The sequence below is a fragment of the Nonomuraea dietziae genome (assembly GCF_014195505.1).
GTDB lineage: Bacteria > Actinomycetota > Actinomycetes > Streptosporangiales > Streptosporangiaceae > Nonomuraea > Nonomuraea roseola.
The window spans coordinates 6069766-6085860 of the sequence record NZ_JACIBV010000001.1 but is presented as its reverse complement, the minus strand read 5'-3'; the positions used below and the strand labels follow the sequence as shown (position 1 = coordinate 6085860).

Genomic DNA, 16095 nt, shown 5'->3' with positions numbered 1-16095 from the left:
GATTAGCGGAGAAATGATGGCTGTATCTGTAGGGGATGACCGCCATGCCGCGGTGTGGGCGGGACACCGGCGATCTGGGTACTGGACAGCCGTCCAGCCGCTTGGCCTGATGAGCATCGATCTGGCGTGCATGACCTTCAGCGCGCTGATGGCCGGGCAGACGCCCTGGCGGGTTCTCCTCGCCTGCGTCCTGGTCGTCGCGGTGAACGCCGCGGGCCGGGTGTACGAGCCGAGGATCCTGCCCTCCAGCCTTGACAGGGGGTTCTGGCTGGCGGGAGCGGGACTGGTCGCCACCCTGGCCGCCTTCTGGGAATCAGCCTCGTTGACCGTGGCCGTCATCGCCGCGGCCCTCTTCGTCTTTCTGGCCTTCTGCGGCAGGTGCGTCTTCCAGGCCGCCGTGCGCGCCGCGCGCAGGCGCGGCGGCATCAAGCCCGCCGTGGTGGTGGGCGCCAACCCGCACGGGCACCGCCTGGCCTCGGCCCTGCTCGGCTTTCCCGAGTACGGCCTGCTGCCGATCGGCTTCCTCGACGAGGAGACCGACAGGGACACCGGGCCTCCGGTGCTGGGCACCCCTGACGACCTCGCCGAGATCTTCCACGCGCACGAGGTGCGCGCGGTGGTCATCGCGGGCAGGGAGGGGCAGGACCTGGCCAGGGCCGCCAGGGAGCTGGGCTGCGAGGTCTACCTCGCCCCCGCGCCTGACGATCTGGTCCTGGACTTCGCCCCGCTGCGCGAGCACGTCAGGAGCTTTCCGCTGCTGCGCATGCGCCCCGACCCGCAGACCCGCCTGACCTGGCCGCTCAAGCGGGCGCTCGACATCGCGGTCGCCCTGGTGGGCCTGGTGATCAGCGCGCCGATCCTCGCCGTCTGCGCGCTCCTGGTGCGCTGGGAGATCGGCCCCGGCGTGCTGTTCAGGCAGCGCAGGGTCGGCTGCGGCGGCAGGCCGATCGAGCTCATCAAGCTGCGCACGCTCAAGCCTGTGGACGCGCACGAGTCGGCCACCCGCTGGAGCATCGCCCACGACCGCAGGCTCGGCCCTGTGGGCAAGGCGCTGCGCAAATCCTCACTCGACGAGCTGCCTCAGCTCTGGAACGTGCTCAAGGGTGACATGAGCATCGTCGGTCCCAGGCCTGAGCGCCCCTACTTCGTCGACCAGTTCTCCGCCACCACCCCCGGCTACCGCCTGCGCCACAGAGTGCCGGTCGGGATCACCGGCTGGGCGCAGATCCACGGGCTGCGTGGCGACACCTCGATCGAGGACAGGGCGCGCTTCGACAACCACTACATCGACGACTGGTCACTCAGGACCGACTTCAAGATCATGCTCAGGACCGCCTGGTCCCTGCTCCGGCCAGGTGGAAGTTAGGGATGCGCGACCTGCTCCCCGCGTCCCTGGCACGCGGGCCGAGTCTCCTGGCCGCCGCGACCGTGCTGCTGACCTGCCTTCCCTCCCGCACCGACGACCCCGGCTCGGCCGTCCACGTGACCATGGCGGACGGGGCGTCTGTGGCGCTGGTCGCCGTGGCCGCGACCTGCCTCGTGGCGGGGCGCCCGCGCCTTCCCTTGCGCGCGCTGGTACTGACCCCTCTGGTGCTCGCCGTCACGGCGGCGACGCTGACCTCTCCCGACGCGCTGACGAGCCTGCCGGGCTACCTCCGTTTCCTGCAGGTCTTCGTGCTGATCCCGCTGGCGGTCATGATCACGCTGCGCCGGCGGGAGGACGTGTGGCTGGTGGGCGGGGCGCTGGTCGCCGCCGCCGCCGTGCAGGGGGTCGTCGGCTGCTACCAGGCGTTCACCGGAACGGGCGCCTCGTACGGAGGCGAGAGGGTGCGTGCCGTCGGCACGTTCGGCGCGCTCGATGTCATGGGCATGGCGACCGTCGTCAGCTACGGCCTGATCCTGCTGTTCGCGCTCGGACTGGAGCTACACGGCAGACAGCGGATCGCCGCCCTCGCCGGCGCCGGCCTGCTGACCGTTCCGCTGGTCCTTTCGCTGAGCCGGGGCACCTGGCTCGCGCTGCTCTGCGCCGTGGCGGTCATGCTCGTCAGGTACGGCGCGCGCACCGCCGCGCGGGTGGCGCTGGTCACGGCGGCCGCCGCCTTCCTGCTGGTCTTCGGCTTCGGGGTCGGCTCGGACACGATCGGGCAGCGGCTGGCCTCCATCACCTCCTCCTTCTCCCAGCCCGACCAGTCGGTGAGCGACCGCTACAGCCTGTGGGAGACGGCGGGAGCGATGTGGACGCACCACCCGCTGACCGGCGTCGGGCCCCGCCGGTTCGCCGAACTGCGCGACACCTACGCGCCGACCGGGCTGTCGTCGGGCAGCGACACCGACGACCCCGTCAACGGGTTCACGCGGCAGCCGCTGCTGTCGCCGCACAACATGTACCTGCTGGTGCTGAGCGAGCAGGGCGTGCTGGGCCTGGCCGCCTTCGCCTTCTTCTTCGGCGCGCTGCTCGTCTGGACGTTCAGGCGGAGCGGGGTGGCGGTCGCCGGGCTGCTGACCTGGCAGGTCGTCGACTTCGCCTACTCCGACATCGGGGGCGCGCCCACCCTGGTCATGGCCGTGACGCTGGGTCTCGCTCTGACCTGGGCCACGAACGGGTGGCCGCGATGACCACGGCCGCCCCTGCGGGGCTGAGGGCCGCGAGCCTCACCGCCGTCCTCGTCGGGCTCGGCTCGATGCTCGGCTTCGGTCGCGACCTGCTGCTGGCCAGGACCTTCGGAGCCGACTCCGCCACCGACGCCTTCCTGGTCGCCTGGATGATCCCGGAGACCTCCGCGCCCCTGCTCATCGAGGGCATGGCCTTCCTGATGGTGCCGCTGTTCAGCAGGGCCGCCGAGCGAGCCGGCGACGTCAGGAACCTGGTCGCGGCGACGCTGCCGCACATGAGCGTCGCGCTGCTCGGCCTGACCGCGCTGACCGCCGCGGGGGCTCCCTGGCTCGTGGCCCTGCTGGCCCCCGGCATCGCCGACCCCGAACTGGCCGTGCGGTGCATGCGGCTCACCTCCGTGACGATCCTGATGTTCGGCATGGCCGGCTATCTGAGCGCGGCGCTGCGCACGCACCACGCCTTCGGCCCGCCCGCCGCCATCAGCGTCGCCTACAACCTGGGCATCATCGCCGTCCTCTGGGTCTTCCAGGATCACGGCGTGTCCGCGGCCGCCGCGGGGGTCGCCCTCGGCGCGGTGGGCATGGTGCTGATACAGGCCCCCGCCTTCGTGAAGAGGCTCGGACGGCCGCGCAGGCCCACCCGCAGGATGCTGCTGCCGCTGGGTGCCTTCCTGCCGATCGCCGCCTACACCCTCGAACGCCAGGGGCAGGTCTTCGTCGAGCGGTTCGCCGGATCGTCGCTGGCCGAAGGGTCGATCTCGCACCTCAACTACGCCCAGAAGATCGCTCAGGTGCCGATGATCCTGTCGCTGATCGTCGCCACGGTCACCTTCCCCCACCTCGCGCGGGCCATCACGGCAGGCGACGGCCCCACCGTCAGGCGCAGGCTGACCGACGACCTGGTGACGGCGGCGGCGACCGTGCTGCTCGCCACCGCGGTGCTGGTGGTGTGCGCGCCGGAGATCGTCAGGCTGCTGCTGCAGCACGGCGCGTTCACCGACGCCGACACCGAGGCCACGGCCCTGATCATGCGCGTCTACTCGCTCGGTCTGCTCGGCCAGGCGGTCGTCGGCGTCGTGTGCAGGGCGTTCTTCTGCGGCACCCGCCCGACCTGGTATCCGGCGCTGGCGATGGCCGCCGGGCTGGCCACGACGATCGCGCTGGCCACACCGCCCTGGGGGACGACGGGGATCGCCGCGGCCAACGCGGCCGGCATCACGCTGAGCGCGGCGATCCTGTTCGCGGGGCTGCGCGGCCCCGCCATCGGCCTGTCCGTGCGCTCCGTCGCCCGGCCGGCCGCCTGCCTGCTCCTGGCCGGCGCGCTCGCCGCCACGGCCGGATGGGGCACTCATTCGCTGCTGGCGGGCCTGCCGCCTGCGGCCGTCCTGGCGCTGACCGCGGCCGCCACCGCGGCGGTGTTCTGCGCCGCCGCGGCACTCACGGGAACAGAGGAGATCACCACAATGATCAGGATCCGAGGTCGCGCATGACCGCCATGCCGCTCGTCCTCATGTACCACTCGGTGACGAAATACGACGACGATCCCCTGAACATCACCGTCTCCCCCGACAGATTCGCCGCCCAGCTGCGCTGGCTGGCCAGGCGCGGGCTGCGCGGGGTCTCGATGCGCGAGCTCATGGCCGCCAGGCGAGCCGGTACGGCCGGCCGCCTGGTCGGGCTCACCTTCGACGACGGCTACGCCGACTTCGTGAGCGAGGTCGTCCCCGCGCTGCTGCGTCATCACTTCACCGCGACCGTGTTCATGGTCTCCGGCAGGCTCGGCGGCTCCAACGAGTGGGACGCGGGCTATCCCGTCAAGCCGCTCATGGACGCCGACGACCTGCGCAGGGTGGCGCGCCAGGGCATGGAGGTCGGTTCGCACTCGGTCGTGCACCCCTCGCTGACCTCCCTGACGGGCACCGAGCTCAGGCACGAGCTGACGGCGAGCAAGGCGGCGCTCGAAGAGATCGTGGACGCCGAGGTCACCGGCTTCTGCTACCCGTACGGACACGTCGGCGCCCGCGAGGTCGCCGCGGCCAGGGGCGCGGGCTACGACTACGCGTGCGCCATCTGGAAGTCCGAGCACACCGGCCCTCACGCGCTTCCCCGCACCTACATCGGCGACAGGGACGGAGCGCTGAGGCTGCGCGCCAAGTGGATGCGACACCGGATGCGGTGGGGGTCGTGAAGGTCCTGCACGTCATCACAGGACTGGCGGCGGGCGGCGCGGAACAGCAGCTGCGGGCGCAGTTGCCGTACATGCGCGCCGACTGCGAGGTCGCGGTGCTGACCGGGTCCGGCGTGGTGGCCGAGGCCATCGAGGCGTCGGGGGTGCCCGTCCACCGCGTCGACATGCGCGGCAACCGCGACCTGCGGGCGCTCGGACGGCTGGCCAGGCTGATGCGGGCGGGCCGCTACGAGGTCGTCCACACGCACCTGTACCGCGCGTGCGTGTACGGGAGGCTGGCCGCGCGGCTGGCCAACGTTCCCGCGATCGTGGCGACGGAGCACTCGATCGGCAAGGAGCTGATCGAGGGCCGTCGCATCACCAGGCCGGTCAGGGCGCTCTACCTGGCCAGCGAGCTGCTCGGGCACGTCACAGTGGCCGTCTCGCCCACCGTGGCCGACCGGCTGGCCACCTGGGGCATCCCTCGCTCGCGCATCGTCGTGATCGCCAACGGGGTCGACGCGCGCGCCTTCCGCTACGACCCGCGCCTGCGCGAGCGGACCCGCGACGCGCTCGGCCTGCCGCGCGAGGCGTTCGTGGTGGGCGGCGTCGGCAGGCTGGAGCCCGGCAAGCGGTTCGACCTGCTCGTCGAGGCGATGCTGGGGCTCGACGACACCTTCCTGCTGCTGGTCGGAGCCGGATCCCGCAGGCTGCAGCTCGAGAATCTCGCCCGCGCGCTGGGAGTCGACCGCCGCGTGATCTTCGCGGGCGAGTCACCCGACACGCGCGCCATGCTGTCGGCGATGGACGTGCTGGCCGCGCCCTCGCAGGAGGAGACGTTCGGGCTGGCCATCGTCGAGGCGCTCGCCGCGGGGCTGCCGGTCCTGTACGACACCTGCCCGGCCGTCGACGACCTGCCGCGTGACGCCGCTCCCGGAGCGCGCCGCGTCACCCCCGGCCGGCTCGGCGCCGAGCTCAAGGAAATGGCGTCCACGCGGCCGTCCAGGCTGACGCCGCCGGGGGCCGTCCGGCTCTACGACATCCGGCACCAGGTCGACCAATTGGAAGCGCTCTACCGGCGCCTGCTGGGCGCCCCGGGCAACGAGGAGAGGCGATGACGTCGATGACATGGACGCGGGCACGCGTGACGGGGTGGCTGAGGCGATGGTGGCTGCCGCTGTCCCTGCTGCTCGGGGCGCTGGCCGGGCTCTTCTACTCGCTGGCGAGGGAGCCCGTCTACAGCTCCGACGCCTATGTCGTGGTGGTGGCCGAGGGCGATCCCGGGCGGACGGCCAACTTCGCCCAGGCGTACGCGAGGATCGCCGTCCAGCCCGGGCTCATCACCAGCGGCGAGCAGGCGTACAGGACCCTGAGCGCCTCCGCCTCTCCTGACGCTCCGCTGGTGCGGCTCACGGCCATCGCTCCCACCGCGCAGGAGGCCGTCGCGCGGGCCGACCAGGCCTCGACGGCGCTGATCTCCTACGCGAACATGCAGGCGACCAACACCGGAGTGCGGCTGGCCAGCTTCGCGAGCGCGTCGATGCCGCTCGCGCCCTCGTCGCCCGTGCTCCTGGTCAACGTGGGCATCGGGACGGCCGCGGCGGTGCTCGTCGCGGGGCTCGTCTTCCTGGCCTCGCCGTCCGTGGCGAGCGGGTCGCGCGGGGAGCGGGCTCCCTCGCTGGTCGGGGCCGAGGCATGAGGGCGCGCCGCCGGGAGGCGGTGGGAGCACCGCGAGTCCTGCACGTGACACAGCCCGTGGACGGCGGCGTCGGCGCCTACGTGGCCGCCGTGGCGGCCGACCAGGTACGGCGCGGCTGGCACGTCGCGGTCGCCTGCCCCAGCGAGGGGCGGCTGCGCCCCCACCTGGCCGAGTTGGGCGTCCCATGGCTCGACTGGCGCGCAGGACGCTCGCCGGGGCCCGCCGACCTCGCCGCGGGGCTGAGGCTCGGGAGACTGCTGCGTGACTTCGCCCCCGACGCCGTCCACCTGCACTCCGCCAAGGCGGGCCTGGTGGGCAGGGCCGTCATCCGCGGCAGGATTCCCACGCTGTTCCAACCGCACGGCTGGTCGTGGCTGGCCGCCCGCGGGCCCGTCGCCGGGATGGCGCTGGCGTGGGAGAGGGCGGCGGCCCGCTGGGCCGGCGTGCTCGTGTGCGTGGGCGAGGGCGAGACGGCGACCGCCCTGCGGCACGACGTGCGGGGAAACCTCGTGATCGTGCGCAACGGCGTCGACCTCAGACGGTTCAGGCCCGCGGGGCCGCAGGAGCGGGCCGCGGCGCGGGCGCGTCACGGCGTCCCGGAGTTCGCGCCGCTGGCCGTCTGCGTGGGCAGGGTCACCAGGCAGAAGGGCCAGGACCTGCTGCTGGCCGCGTGGGAACTGGTCACGAAGGACTGCCAGGCGGCCAGGCTGGTGATCGTCGGCGACGGCGACCTGCTCGAAGGGCTGCGCTCGCAGGCGGGGCCCGGCGTTCACTTCGCCGGGCCCGTGGCCGATCCTCGATCCTGGTATGCCGCCGCGGACGTGGTGGTCCTGCCCTCGCGCTGGGAGGGTTTGCCGCTGACCGCTCTGGAGGCCTTGGCGACCGGGCGGGCGCTGGTCGCCTCCGACGTGCCTGGTCTGGCCGAGGTGGTCGGCGACAGGGTGGGCGCCGCCGTACCCGCTGAGGATGTCGAGGCGCTCGCCGGGGCCTTGCTGCTCAGGCTCGCGCAGCCGGAGCTCGCCGCCGCCGAGGGCCGCGCCGGCGCGCTGCTCGCCTTGGCGTACGACGACCGCGTGGTGTTCGACGCGCTCGCCGAGCACACCCTCGGGATTCTGGGCTCGGCCTGCGGAACCGGGTTCGGCACCAGCACCGCGCCCACGGGCACGGCGACGGCGGGACGTTCCGAGGGCGGGGGCGGCGTGGCCGGCGTTCCAGGCGAGGGCGTCGGCGTCGCGGCGATCAGCACGGACGGTGTGGGTGTCTCGGAAGCCGTCGGTGTGACGGTGGCGGAAACCCCGGCGGCCGGCGTGGCGGGGGTCGGGGTGACCGGGCTCGGCGTGGCCGAGCCGGAGGTGGCCGGGCTGGATGTGGCCGAGCCGATCGTGGCTGGGCTGGATGTGGCCGGGCTGGATGTGGCCGAGCCGGACGTGCCCGGGGTGGGCGTGCCCGGAGTGGGCGTGCCCGGAGTGGGCGTGGCCGGAGTGGGCGTGGCCTCCGCCGGTGTGACGGTGGGCGTGGCCGAAGGAGCGGGCTTCAGCATCGCGCGGAAGACCGCCGATGAGCGCGGGTTCATCGAGCACTGCCAGACACCGTGCGAGCAGTAGTCGGAGATCGAGTGATACACCACGTCGTGCCTGGCGATCCAGTTCAGCATCCTGCGCACGTAGTCGGGGCGGTCGCCGTAGCGGAAGAGCCCCCATTCGGGGAAGGAGATGGGCTTGCCGTGCGCCTTCGCGAATGCGGCCTGCGCCCGCAGCCCGTACGGCTGCTTGACGTAGTCGGAGAACTCCTCCCCCGGGGCCTGGTCGTAGCTGTCCATCCCGATGATGTCGACCACGTCGTCGCCCGGATAGCACTTGGTCCAGGGGATCGCGTCGCGTCCGCGGCTGGGCGCGAAGTCGAAGCGGAAGTTCTGTCCAGGCACGGAGCGCATGGTCGTGACGATGCGCCGCCAGTAGCTCTTCCACGCCTTGGGATTGGGCGCGCAACGGCTCGAGTAGGTGGTGCCGTTCATCTCCCAGCCCAGCACGATGATGGTGTCGGCCGCCTTCGCGGACACCAGTTTCTGCGCCAGCCGCTCGAAGAAGGGGTCGAAGGCGCCATGGGCCCCGGCGGTCAGCAACACGGAGACCGTGCTGTCAGGCATCTCGGACTCGTTCGGCGCGATCATGGGGACGTTCAGCGCCAGGATCCGCCCCGGTTTGGCGGCGCGCCAGGTGGTCCACGGTTCGAGAATGAAGCCGGGTCCCTGAAAGGCCGACCAGTTCTCACCGGGCAGATAGGTGCGACCGACCGTCACCTCCGCGCCGAGCCACTCCTCGAAATAGGGCAGGCGTTTGGTGCCTCGCGCGTCGGAGGCCAGAAAGACGCCGAGCGCGGCGCTTTTCTTGGGCTCCGTCCTCGGCGTCGCACCGTTCACGCCGGTACTGGTGGCAAGCCACGCGATCGCCGCCGATCCGGCGACTGCTGCGAAAAGCCAGCGAAAGTGTTCCTTTTGGGCTGTCATGGCAAACGTCCCTACACGTTGTCTCTAGTCTCACCCTATATACCCCACTCGCCGACTTGCCGAATATTCACCACGCGAGTTGGCAGTGAATGTCCTGCATAAGACATAAGGAATGGGGTGGAGAAAATGCTGGATTCGACCGTGCCCGCGCTGGTTCTGCGGCTCGACGACAACATCTTTCATCATGGGACACTCGGCGCGATTCGCTCGCTGGGAAGAGCGGGCGTCGAGGTGCACGGGCTCATCGAGGGCAGGCACGCGCCTGTCTCCCGGTCGAAATACCTGGCCCACATGTACACCTGGCCGAAAGGCAGGGGCTTCGTCGAGACGCTGACCGCGGTGGCCGAAAGCATCGGCCGCAGGGCGGTGCTGGTCACGATGGACGACGCGGGCGCCATCGCCGTCGCCGAGCACGCGGCCGAGCTGCGCCCGTTCTTCCTGCTGCCCGACCAGGCGCCCGGGCTGCCGCGCGCACTGGCGGACAAGGCGGGGCTCGCCGACGTGTGCGCGTCCCTCGGCATCGCCCAGCCCGAGACCCGCGTCGTCGCCACCGAGCAGGAGGTCGGGTCGGCGGTCGCCGCCCTCGGGCTGCCGCTGGTGGCCAAGTGGGCCCAGCCGTGGCTGCTCCCCCAGGGAGCGGGACTGCGCAACACCAGCGTGATCCACAGGCCGGAGCAGGCCGTCAGCCTGCTCGGCAGAGGCGGCGACAGCGACCTGCTCCTGCAGCGTTTCGTGCAGGGAGGAGCGAGGTCCGACTGGTTCTTCCACGGCTACTACGACCAGGACTCGACGTGCCTGTTCGGCGGCACGGGGCGCAAGGAGCGCGCCTATCCGCCTGGTGCGGGCCTCACGACGTACGGCTGTTCGGTGCCCAACCCCGCCATCGAGAAGGCGGCCAACACCATGGCGGCGGCGCTCGGCTACCGCGGCATTCTCGATCTGGACTTCCGCTACGACGCGGCGCGCGACGCCTACTGCCTGCTCGACTTCAACCCCAGACTGGGCGCGCAGTTCCGGCTGTTCAGCGACGACCGCGGCCTCGACCTGGTGCGGACCATGCACCTGCACCTTTCGGGGAGGTGGAAGACCGCCGCCCGCCCGGTCTACGGGCGCACCTTCCTGGTGGAGAACTACGACATATTCCCCGCATTTCGGATGGGGCGCGAGCGCACCTGCGCCGGATGGCTGCGCGCGATGCGGCAGGCGGACGAACTCGCGTGGCTCTCGGCGGACGATTACTGGCCATTCGTGGCAATGACCGGACAGACGATAAAGCGTGGCTTTACTCACCTCAAGAGCCGTCGGAAATAGGCTTTTGTCGCTCACGAACGGGAGGAGACGTTTTGCAGACGCCGGTGATAGACGTGGCAATTGTGGGCGCGGGTCCCTACGGGCTTTCCGTTGCCGCCCATGCGCTGGACGCCGGGCTCGACGCTCAGGTGTTCGGCCGTCCCATGCAGGCGTGGGAGCAGCACATGCCACGGGGAATGTTGCTGAAGTCCGAGCCCCAGGCCTCCCACCTCGGTGACCCCGATCGGCGGTACGGGCTCGACGCCTACCGCCAGTACTCCTACGGCGAGCCCGTGCCCGTGGAGACCTTCGTCGCCTACGGCAAGTGGTTCAGCGCGCAGACGGTCAAGAAGGCGCTCGACGAGTCCACGGTGACCACCGTGGGCTCCGAGGGCGGACTGTTCGCCGTCACCCTCTCGTCCGGGGACTCCGTGCTGGCCAGGACCGTCGTGCTGGCGGTCGGCTTCCTGCCGTTCGCTCACAAACCCGCCGCGCTGGCCGGGCTGCCGCCCGAGGTGTCGTCGCACGCCAGCGACCACCACGACCTGTCGGCCTTCGCGGGCAGGGATGTGACCGTCGTGGGCGCGGGTCAGTCCGCGCTCGAGACCGCGACGCTGCTGAAGGAGGCGGGGGCCATGGTCCGGGTCGTCGCCAGGTGCAAGACCCTGGCCTGGAACGACACGCCCGTCGAGAACCGATCGATGCTCGACCGCATGCTGGCGCCCAGCTCGGGTCTCGGCACCGGCTGGCCCTCGTGGGTGTGGTCGGAGTTGCCGGGAGCCGTCCGCTATCTGCCGAGGGCGGCCAGGAAGCACATCGTGCGCAACACGCTCGGGCCCTGCCGGGTCCTGGTGGCTGAGGGAGCGGTTCGAGGGGGCCGTCCCCGTGACGCTGGGCGCGAAACTCGCGGGCGCCGAGCACCGCGACACCGTGCGCCTGCGCCTGCGCGACGCGGCGGGCGCGGTCAGCACGATCGAGACCGAGCACGTCATCGCCGCGACCGGCTACAAGGTGGACCTCGGCAGGATCGGCGTCCTCGACCCGGACCTGCGCCGCGGGATCCGCAGCGAGGGCCCGACCCCACGGCTGACGAGGACCTACGAAAGCCCGATCAGCGGTCTCTATGTGGTCGGACTCGCTTCGGCCGCCACTTTCGGACCCGCCATGCGTTTCGTGCACGGCGCCGACTTCGCCGCGAGAAGGGTGACCCGCGGCCTACTGGGACAGGTGCGTAAATCAGCTTGAGCAGCGAGTTTTCCATGCCTTTGACCGTGTCCAGCGGAACAGAACTCCCGGTGGTGACGGAAGACAAGCCAAAAGGCTTCTCGGGAGCGGAAATGTATGTTCGTAAAGTCCTCACCGGCGTGGCCGCGGTCCTCGTCGGGATGGCGGGAATCGTTCCCATGGCGCATGCGGACGGGCCTCAGACCTTCACAAACTCGGCGACGGAGGCCCACGGGAGCACCGCTTCGGGGGTGCAGGTCACCGTGAGGAAGACGCCGGTCGGCGGCACCAAGGTGGTCTGGGCCCAGGTCGCGCCCGCGGACCCCGCGGCGCTCGACGACGAGTTCCTCATCCCGGCGAACGGCAAGGCGGGAGCCGGCATCCTCGACCTCTACGAGGAGTTCGAGGTCAACCCGAACGGATGGAGCGACGTCGTCGCCCTGACGTTCACCTTCTCGAGGCCGGTGCGCGACCCGCGCCTGCACGTGTACGGCACGGGCGGCGTGGTGACCGAGGGCACCGAGCGGGACGACTACTGGGCAGGCCTGCGTCTGATGGGCGGGACGCCGGCCACACCCACCTTCAGCAAGGTGGCGGGGTTCCCCGGCTACCGCGTCACGGACGACACCATCGTGCCCGAGCGGTTCACCAGGACGAGGACCACGACCTGCGGAGTGGTGTACACCTGCGGCACCGTCCAGGTGAACGGCACCCTGCGCTCGTTCACCATCATGCTGCGCGCTCGTGACGTCCGCTACCGCGGCGACGCGGGCGGCCCGCAGATGTGGGGCGCCTTCAAGTTGTCCCTCTACGAGGACGCCTCTGACGCGCCCGCCTCCTACGGCGCCGCCTCGCACATCCTCACCGACACCTACCTCGGCAACGGCGTGACGGCCGACCACACCACCGTCGACAGCGTCACTCCTCGCGCCCTGCGCGAGGATACCGACACCGACGACGCCATCGTGGCGGGCGGGCCTCCGCTTGTGGAGGGCAACGCCAGGACGTACACGCTGGCCGTCCCGGTGGGCGGACCTTCGGAGGCGGCGCTGGCGGGCTGGATCGACTTCGACCGCAACGGCAAGTTCGACCCGGGCGAGCGGGCGCAGGCCTCGGCTGAGGAGGAGAGCACGACGAGGGAACTCACCTGGAGCGTTCCAAGGAACGTCAAGCCGGGTGCCACATGGCTGAGGCTGCGCACGTCCGCGACGGCCGAGGACGTGACACGGCCGACCGGCTGGGCCGACAGCGGTGAGGTCGAGGACCACCAGATCACACTCGCCGAACGGGTCGCCCCGGCGCCCGTGGAGCGGCCGGCGAGGACGGAACGATCCGACAAGGGGGATGACAGGGACAAGCGGGACAGGCGCGAGAGGAACGCCCACCACATGTTCAGGCCGAACCTGAACAATCTCGGGTAACCCACCTCTCTTGAAGGCCACCGCCGGTGACACACCGGCGGTGGCCTTTTCCATTGCGCCCCCGACCTAGACGGACGGCGTGACGGGGCCGTGGAGGCGGACGCCCTCGGCGGCGAGCCGCTCCTCGTAGGCGCCCGCGAGGTCACGCAACGCCGCCCCGCCGTCCCCACGGTAGGTGGGTCCGTGCATGAGGCACAGCGCGCTCGGTTCCAGGTCGGCCAGCGCGCGCATGGTGGGGCCGGTTCCCGGGGTCAGGCAGGTCGCGCCGAAGGTGTCCTCGGCCGCCAGGGCAGGGCTGACGATCTCCACGTCGGTGACCGCGGGGGACTCCCCCATCGAGGTGAACAGGTCACCGCAGAGCAGGGTGCCCGTGGCCTCCTCGAAGAACAGGCCGGCGTCCCAGCCGTGCGGCACGTGCGGGGTCTCGATCCGCCGCATCCGCTTGCCGCCCAGGTCCATGACCTCGCCGTCGGCCAGCGGCCTGGGCGGCCGGTCCGCGAGGTCGTTGACGGACACCAGACAGCCCAAGGCGCCGTGCGCGATCTGCGCGTGGGGCGCGGCGGCGAGCCAGGAGTTCATCGATCCGCACTCGTCGGCCTCGAGGTGACCGAAGGTGACCCAGCGCAGCCGCTCGACCGGCATCACGCGCTCCACCGCCGCCGACACCAGCGGGAACAGCCCCCGCAGCCCGGTGTGGAAGAGCAGCGGTTCTTCCGCGTCGACGAGATATTGGTTGAACATGATCCCGGCATCAGGGATGAAAGTTGACAACCGGTATATATCTGGCGCAACCTCCGCCACGGTGGTGTCCATCCTGTTGCTCCCTTCGGAGCGATTCCCCTTCTTTTCATCGTCTCACGGCAGGTCAAGAGGCCTTTCATCCTCACATATCGGCGAAATTTCCCATCGATCCGAACCTTTGCGGCAATTGACGCGTCACACCCTGGCAACAGCCCTGTGACTCCTGAGCTTGGAGAGAACAAGTGGTGCTAGGACGCACACTCATAGCGGTGGCCGTGACACTGACCGCCGCGTTCAGCGTTGAAGGGGCGGCGGCGAAAGTGGCCAGGCCCGCCGCGAAGGCGCCCGCCCCCTCCGTCGCCGTACCCGCCGTTACCGGGGTGCCTGCCGGCGGGAGGCCGGTGAAGGCCGAAGAGGACGCCGAGTGCGTCCGCGTCAAGGGCGCGACGGCCTGTGTGGGCCCTGACGAGAGCGACAGGCCCGGTGTCACGATCGAGGACACCAAGAACGACAGGCTCCACCCCGCGGTCGAGTACTACCTGAACGGTTACCTCGGTACGAAGTACGTCATCCACAACCTCGGGCGCGAGGGCGAGATCAAGGGAAGCAGGGAGATCGGCAAGAGCGTCACGTTCAGGGCGGCCGTGTACAACGGCAACCGGCTGATCAAGGTCAGCCGGTGGAAGACGGTCCGCGACGTCACCAAGTACCCCGTCAAGAGGGAGACCCACGTGACCCCGGCCGCCGCCCAGGCCAGGTCGAAGGTCTGCGCCTCGACCAAGGGCGCCGCCAGCGTGTGCTTCGGCGGGAAGAACACGTTCGTGTTCGCGTGTGACACGGGAGCTGACACGCATCAGGCGCGGGCGGAGTACTTCGTGGACGGCGACCCCTCGGCGCGCTTCGAGATCCAGCAGTTGGCCGGGTCGAACACGTGCGGCAAGGCAGAGCACGGTGATCTGCGTGTGAGCATGTACCGCGCCTCGGTCTTCGACGGTGAGGACGAGGTCGCCACCAGGCTGTACAGGTACAACTAGGCCCGTCCCTTCCCGGCAGGGCCTGCGGGACGACGCTAGGAGGACCACTCCCCCAGGGCGTGGAGCGCCTTGGTGCTGAACTCGTCGAGGGGATAGAACAGCTCGATCGCCAGCTCCGACAGCGTCACATCGGCCGGTGCGCCGAAGGTGGCCATGGTGCTGAACATCGACAGCTCTCCGTAGGGGGTGCGGATCCTCAACGGCACCTGGATCGGGCTCGGCCCGTGCTCACCCTCGCCGGGCCCCTCCGTCTCCCCGCCCATGGGCGCGGGATACCGGCGCACCTCGTCGTAGAGCGAGCGCAGCGCCTCGTCTCCCGTGGCGTTGACCTGACGCAGCAGGCGCTGGAGGAAGAGCGTACGGACTTCGCCCAGGTTGGCCAGCCGGGAGGCCAGGCCGTCCGGGTGCAGGGCCAGCCGGAACACGTTCGGCCGCGGCTCCAGGAGGTGCGGCGGTATGCCGTCCATGAGGACGGCCATGGCCCTGTTCCCCGCCAGCACGTTCCACAGGCGGTCGACCAGAACGGCGGGATACGGCTCGTGCGCGGTCAGCATGGTGTCGATCGCGGCCCTGATCGAGGACATGTACTCCTCGTCGAGCCCGCTCTCCCTGTAGGCGGGCGCGTAGTCCGCGGCCAGGAGCAGGGTGTTGCGCTCACGCAACGGGATGTCCAGCGCCTCCGACAGGCGCAGCACCATCGCACGGCTCGGCTGCGCGCGACCCGTCTCGACGTACGACAGGTGCCGCGCGGAGGTGTCGGCCAGGTTGGCGAGATCGAGCTGGCTGAGCCTGCGGCGCTGCCGCCACTCGCGCAGCAGGACGCCGACCCTGGACGGCTGCTCCACTTTCATGCCCTGGAGGATACGACCCGCTCCGGTTCCCTCCACCATGACCTCTGACGTCATTGAGTCGATGACCTCGCCGGTGAAAGGTTCTGTGACCAGGGCCGGTACGGCTCGCCCACCGACTGAGGAGACCGGGATGACGGCTGACACCTTCCTGCGCACCACCCTGCGGATCGACGGCTGGAGCACGGCCGTCTTCGGCGTGGTCATGCTCGTGGCGAGCACGGCGCTCAGCGAGCCGCTCGGGCTGCCGACCGCCTGGTCCATCCCGTTCGGGGTCGCCATGCTGGGTGGGGCGGCCGCCCTGGGCCTCATCGCCGGATACCCGCAGATCCCTGCGCGTTATGCGGCCTTCGTCGTCGTGGGCAACGCGGCGTCGGGTGCGGCGCTCGTGCTGCTCGCCTTCACCGACGTCATCCCGCTCACCGGCCTGGGGGTCGCCTTCCTGCTGGTGGGAGCGCTGGTGGTCGCGATCTACGCGACGATGGAGTTCATCGGCCTGCGCCGCATGACCACCGTCACCCCGCGACAGCCCGCCTGAACCCGCCGGCCGTC

At 70.7% G+C, this 16095-nt stretch carries 15 protein-coding genes and 1 pseudogene; 13 read left to right on the top strand and 3 right to left on the bottom strand.

The window, feature by feature from the left end; genetic code table 11:
* Positions 1–109 precede the first annotated feature (109 nt).
* The 7 genes from FHR33_RS29255 to FHR33_RS29225 are packed head-to-tail and all read left to right on the top strand — an operon-like array spanning position 110 to position 8083.
* The gene (locus tag FHR33_RS29255; protein WP_183654321.1) at positions 110–1366 is read left to right on the top strand and encodes a sugar transferase; all 1257 of its coding nucleotides are present in this window, start codon (positions 110–112) and stop codon (positions 1364–1366) included.
* Between the two features lie 2 nt (positions 1367–1368).
* On the top strand, positions 1369–2616 hold the full coding sequence (locus tag FHR33_RS29250; protein WP_183654318.1) for an O-antigen ligase family protein: 1248 nt from the start codon (positions 1369–1371) through the stop codon (positions 2614–2616).
* Entirely contained in the window at positions 2613–4103 is a 1491-nt protein-coding gene (locus tag FHR33_RS29245) for a lipid II flippase MurJ (protein ID WP_183654315.1), read from the top strand. Before FHR33_RS29250 ends, FHR33_RS29245 begins: the two co-directional genes overlap by 4 nt.
* Complete coding sequence (locus tag FHR33_RS29240; protein WP_246452178.1) at positions 4100–4801, top strand: polysaccharide deacetylase family protein; 702 nt, start codon at positions 4100–4102, stop codon at positions 4799–4801. The genes FHR33_RS29245 and FHR33_RS29240 overlap by 4 nt, the downstream gene beginning before the upstream one ends.
* Positions 4798–5898 carry a glycosyltransferase gene (locus FHR33_RS29235; protein ID WP_183654312.1) on the top strand — a complete coding sequence of 367 codons (1101 nt, stop codon included), beginning with the start codon at positions 4798–4800 and terminating at the stop codon, positions 5896–5898. The genes FHR33_RS29240 and FHR33_RS29235 overlap by 4 nt, the downstream gene beginning before the upstream one ends.
* Positions 5895–6479 (top strand): Wzz/FepE/Etk N-terminal domain-containing protein, encoded by a 585-nt coding sequence (locus FHR33_RS29230; RefSeq protein WP_183654309.1) that lies wholly within the window; start codon positions 5895–5897, stop codon positions 6477–6479. The genes FHR33_RS29235 and FHR33_RS29230 overlap by 4 nt, the downstream gene beginning before the upstream one ends.
* A 44-nt stretch (positions 6480–6523) precedes the next feature.
* Positions 6524–8083: a glycosyltransferase gene (locus FHR33_RS29225; protein WP_183654306.1), complete on the top strand. Its 1560-nt coding sequence runs from the start codon at positions 6524–6526 to the stop codon at positions 8081–8083.
* 128 nt (positions 8084–8211) lie between these two features.
* Here FHR33_RS29225 and FHR33_RS51955 read toward each other — a convergent pair.
* Positions 8212–8493: pseudogene (locus FHR33_RS51955) on the bottom strand (glycosyl hydrolase); the annotation flags it as partial.
* On the opposite strand from FHR33_RS51955, the gene FHR33_RS29220 reads away from it, so the two are divergent.
* The 4 genes from FHR33_RS29220 (at position 8483) to FHR33_RS29205 (ending at position 12920) form a co-directional block, all read left to right on the top strand.
* Positions 8483–8731: a hypothetical protein gene (locus FHR33_RS29220; RefSeq protein ID WP_183654303.1), complete on the top strand. Its 249-nt coding sequence runs from the start codon at positions 8483–8485 to the stop codon at positions 8729–8731. The pseudogene FHR33_RS51955 and the gene FHR33_RS29220 overlap by 11 nt on opposite strands.
* 380 nt (positions 8732–9111) lie before the next feature.
* Positions 9112–10296, top strand: coding sequence for a carboxylate--amine ligase (locus tag FHR33_RS29215; RefSeq protein ID WP_183654300.1), 1185 nt, complete (start codon positions 9112–9114; stop codon positions 10294–10296).
* Between the two features lie 53 nt (positions 10297–10349).
* Positions 10350–11510, top strand: coding sequence for an NAD(P)-binding domain-containing protein (locus tag FHR33_RS29210; protein ID WP_183654296.1), 1161 nt, complete (start codon positions 10350–10352; stop codon positions 11508–11510).
* Between the two features lie 102 nt (positions 11511–11612).
* The gene (locus FHR33_RS29205) at positions 11613–12920 is read left to right on the top strand and encodes a GEVED domain-containing protein (RefSeq protein ID WP_183654294.1); all 1308 of its coding nucleotides are present in this window, start codon (positions 11613–11615) and stop codon (positions 12918–12920) included.
* 66 nt (positions 12921–12986) lie between these two features.
* On the opposite strand, the gene FHR33_RS29200 is transcribed toward FHR33_RS29205, so the two are convergent.
* Positions 12987–13661 (bottom strand): oxygen-binding di-iron domain-containing protein, encoded by a 675-nt coding sequence (locus FHR33_RS29200; RefSeq protein ID WP_221241296.1) that lies wholly within the window; start codon positions 13659–13661, stop codon positions 12987–12989.
* A 269-nt stretch (positions 13662–13930) separates the two neighbouring features.
* Here FHR33_RS29200 and FHR33_RS29195 point away from each other — a divergent pair, with 269 nt between their 5' ends.
* Positions 13931–14695 carry a hypothetical protein gene (locus tag FHR33_RS29195; RefSeq protein WP_183654290.1) on the top strand — a complete coding sequence of 255 codons (765 nt, stop codon included), beginning with the start codon at positions 13931–13933 and terminating at the stop codon, positions 14693–14695.
* A 35-nt stretch (positions 14696–14730) separates the two neighbouring features.
* Here FHR33_RS29195 and FHR33_RS29190 read toward each other — a convergent pair whose 3' ends face one another.
* Positions 14731–15546: a helix-turn-helix domain-containing protein gene (locus FHR33_RS29190; protein WP_183654288.1), complete on the bottom strand. Its 816-nt coding sequence runs from the start codon at positions 15544–15546 to the stop codon at positions 14731–14733.
* A 130-nt stretch (positions 15547–15676) separates the two neighbouring features.
* On the opposite strand from FHR33_RS29190, the gene FHR33_RS29185 reads away from it, so the two are divergent.
* Entirely contained in the window at positions 15677–16081 is a 405-nt protein-coding gene (locus FHR33_RS29185) for a hypothetical protein (RefSeq protein ID WP_183654286.1), read from the top strand.
* The last annotated feature ends 14 nt before the right edge of the window (positions 16082–16095 follow it).

Bases quoted from the DNA above. Each gene is read 5' to 3' on its own strand.
- FHR33_RS29255 (WP_183654321.1), top strand. From the start codon at position 110: ATGAGCATCGATCTGGCGTGCATGACCTTCAGCGCGCTGATGGCCGGG.
- FHR33_RS29250 (WP_183654318.1), top strand. From the start codon at position 1,369: ATGCGCGACCTGCTCCCCGCGTCCCTGGCACGCGGGCCGAGTCTCCTG.
- FHR33_RS29245 (WP_183654315.1), top strand. From the start codon at position 2,613: ATGACCACGGCCGCCCCTGCGGGGCTGAGGGCCGCGAGCCTCACCGCC.
- FHR33_RS29240 (WP_246452178.1), top strand. From the start codon at position 4,100: ATGACCGCCATGCCGCTCGTCCTCATGTACCACTCGGTGACGAAATAC.
- FHR33_RS29230 (WP_183654309.1), top strand. From the start codon at position 5,895: ATGACGTCGATGACATGGACGCGGGCACGCGTGACGGGGTGGCTGAGG.
- FHR33_RS29215 (WP_183654300.1), top strand. From the start codon at position 9,112: ATGCTGGATTCGACCGTGCCCGCGCTGGTTCTGCGGCTCGACGACAAC.
- FHR33_RS29205 (WP_183654294.1), top strand. From the start codon at position 11,613: ATGTATGTTCGTAAAGTCCTCACCGGCGTGGCCGCGGTCCTCGTCGGG.
- FHR33_RS29200 (WP_221241296.1), bottom strand. From the start codon at position 13,661: ATGTTCAACCAATATCTCGTCGACGCGGAAGAACCGCTGCTCTTCCAC.
- FHR33_RS29190 (WP_183654288.1), bottom strand. From the start codon at position 15,546: ATGAAAGTGGAGCAGCCGTCCAGGGTCGGCGTCCTGCTGCGCGAGTGG.
- FHR33_RS29185 (WP_183654286.1), top strand. From the start codon at position 15,677: ATGACGGCTGACACCTTCCTGCGCACCACCCTGCGGATCGACGGCTGG.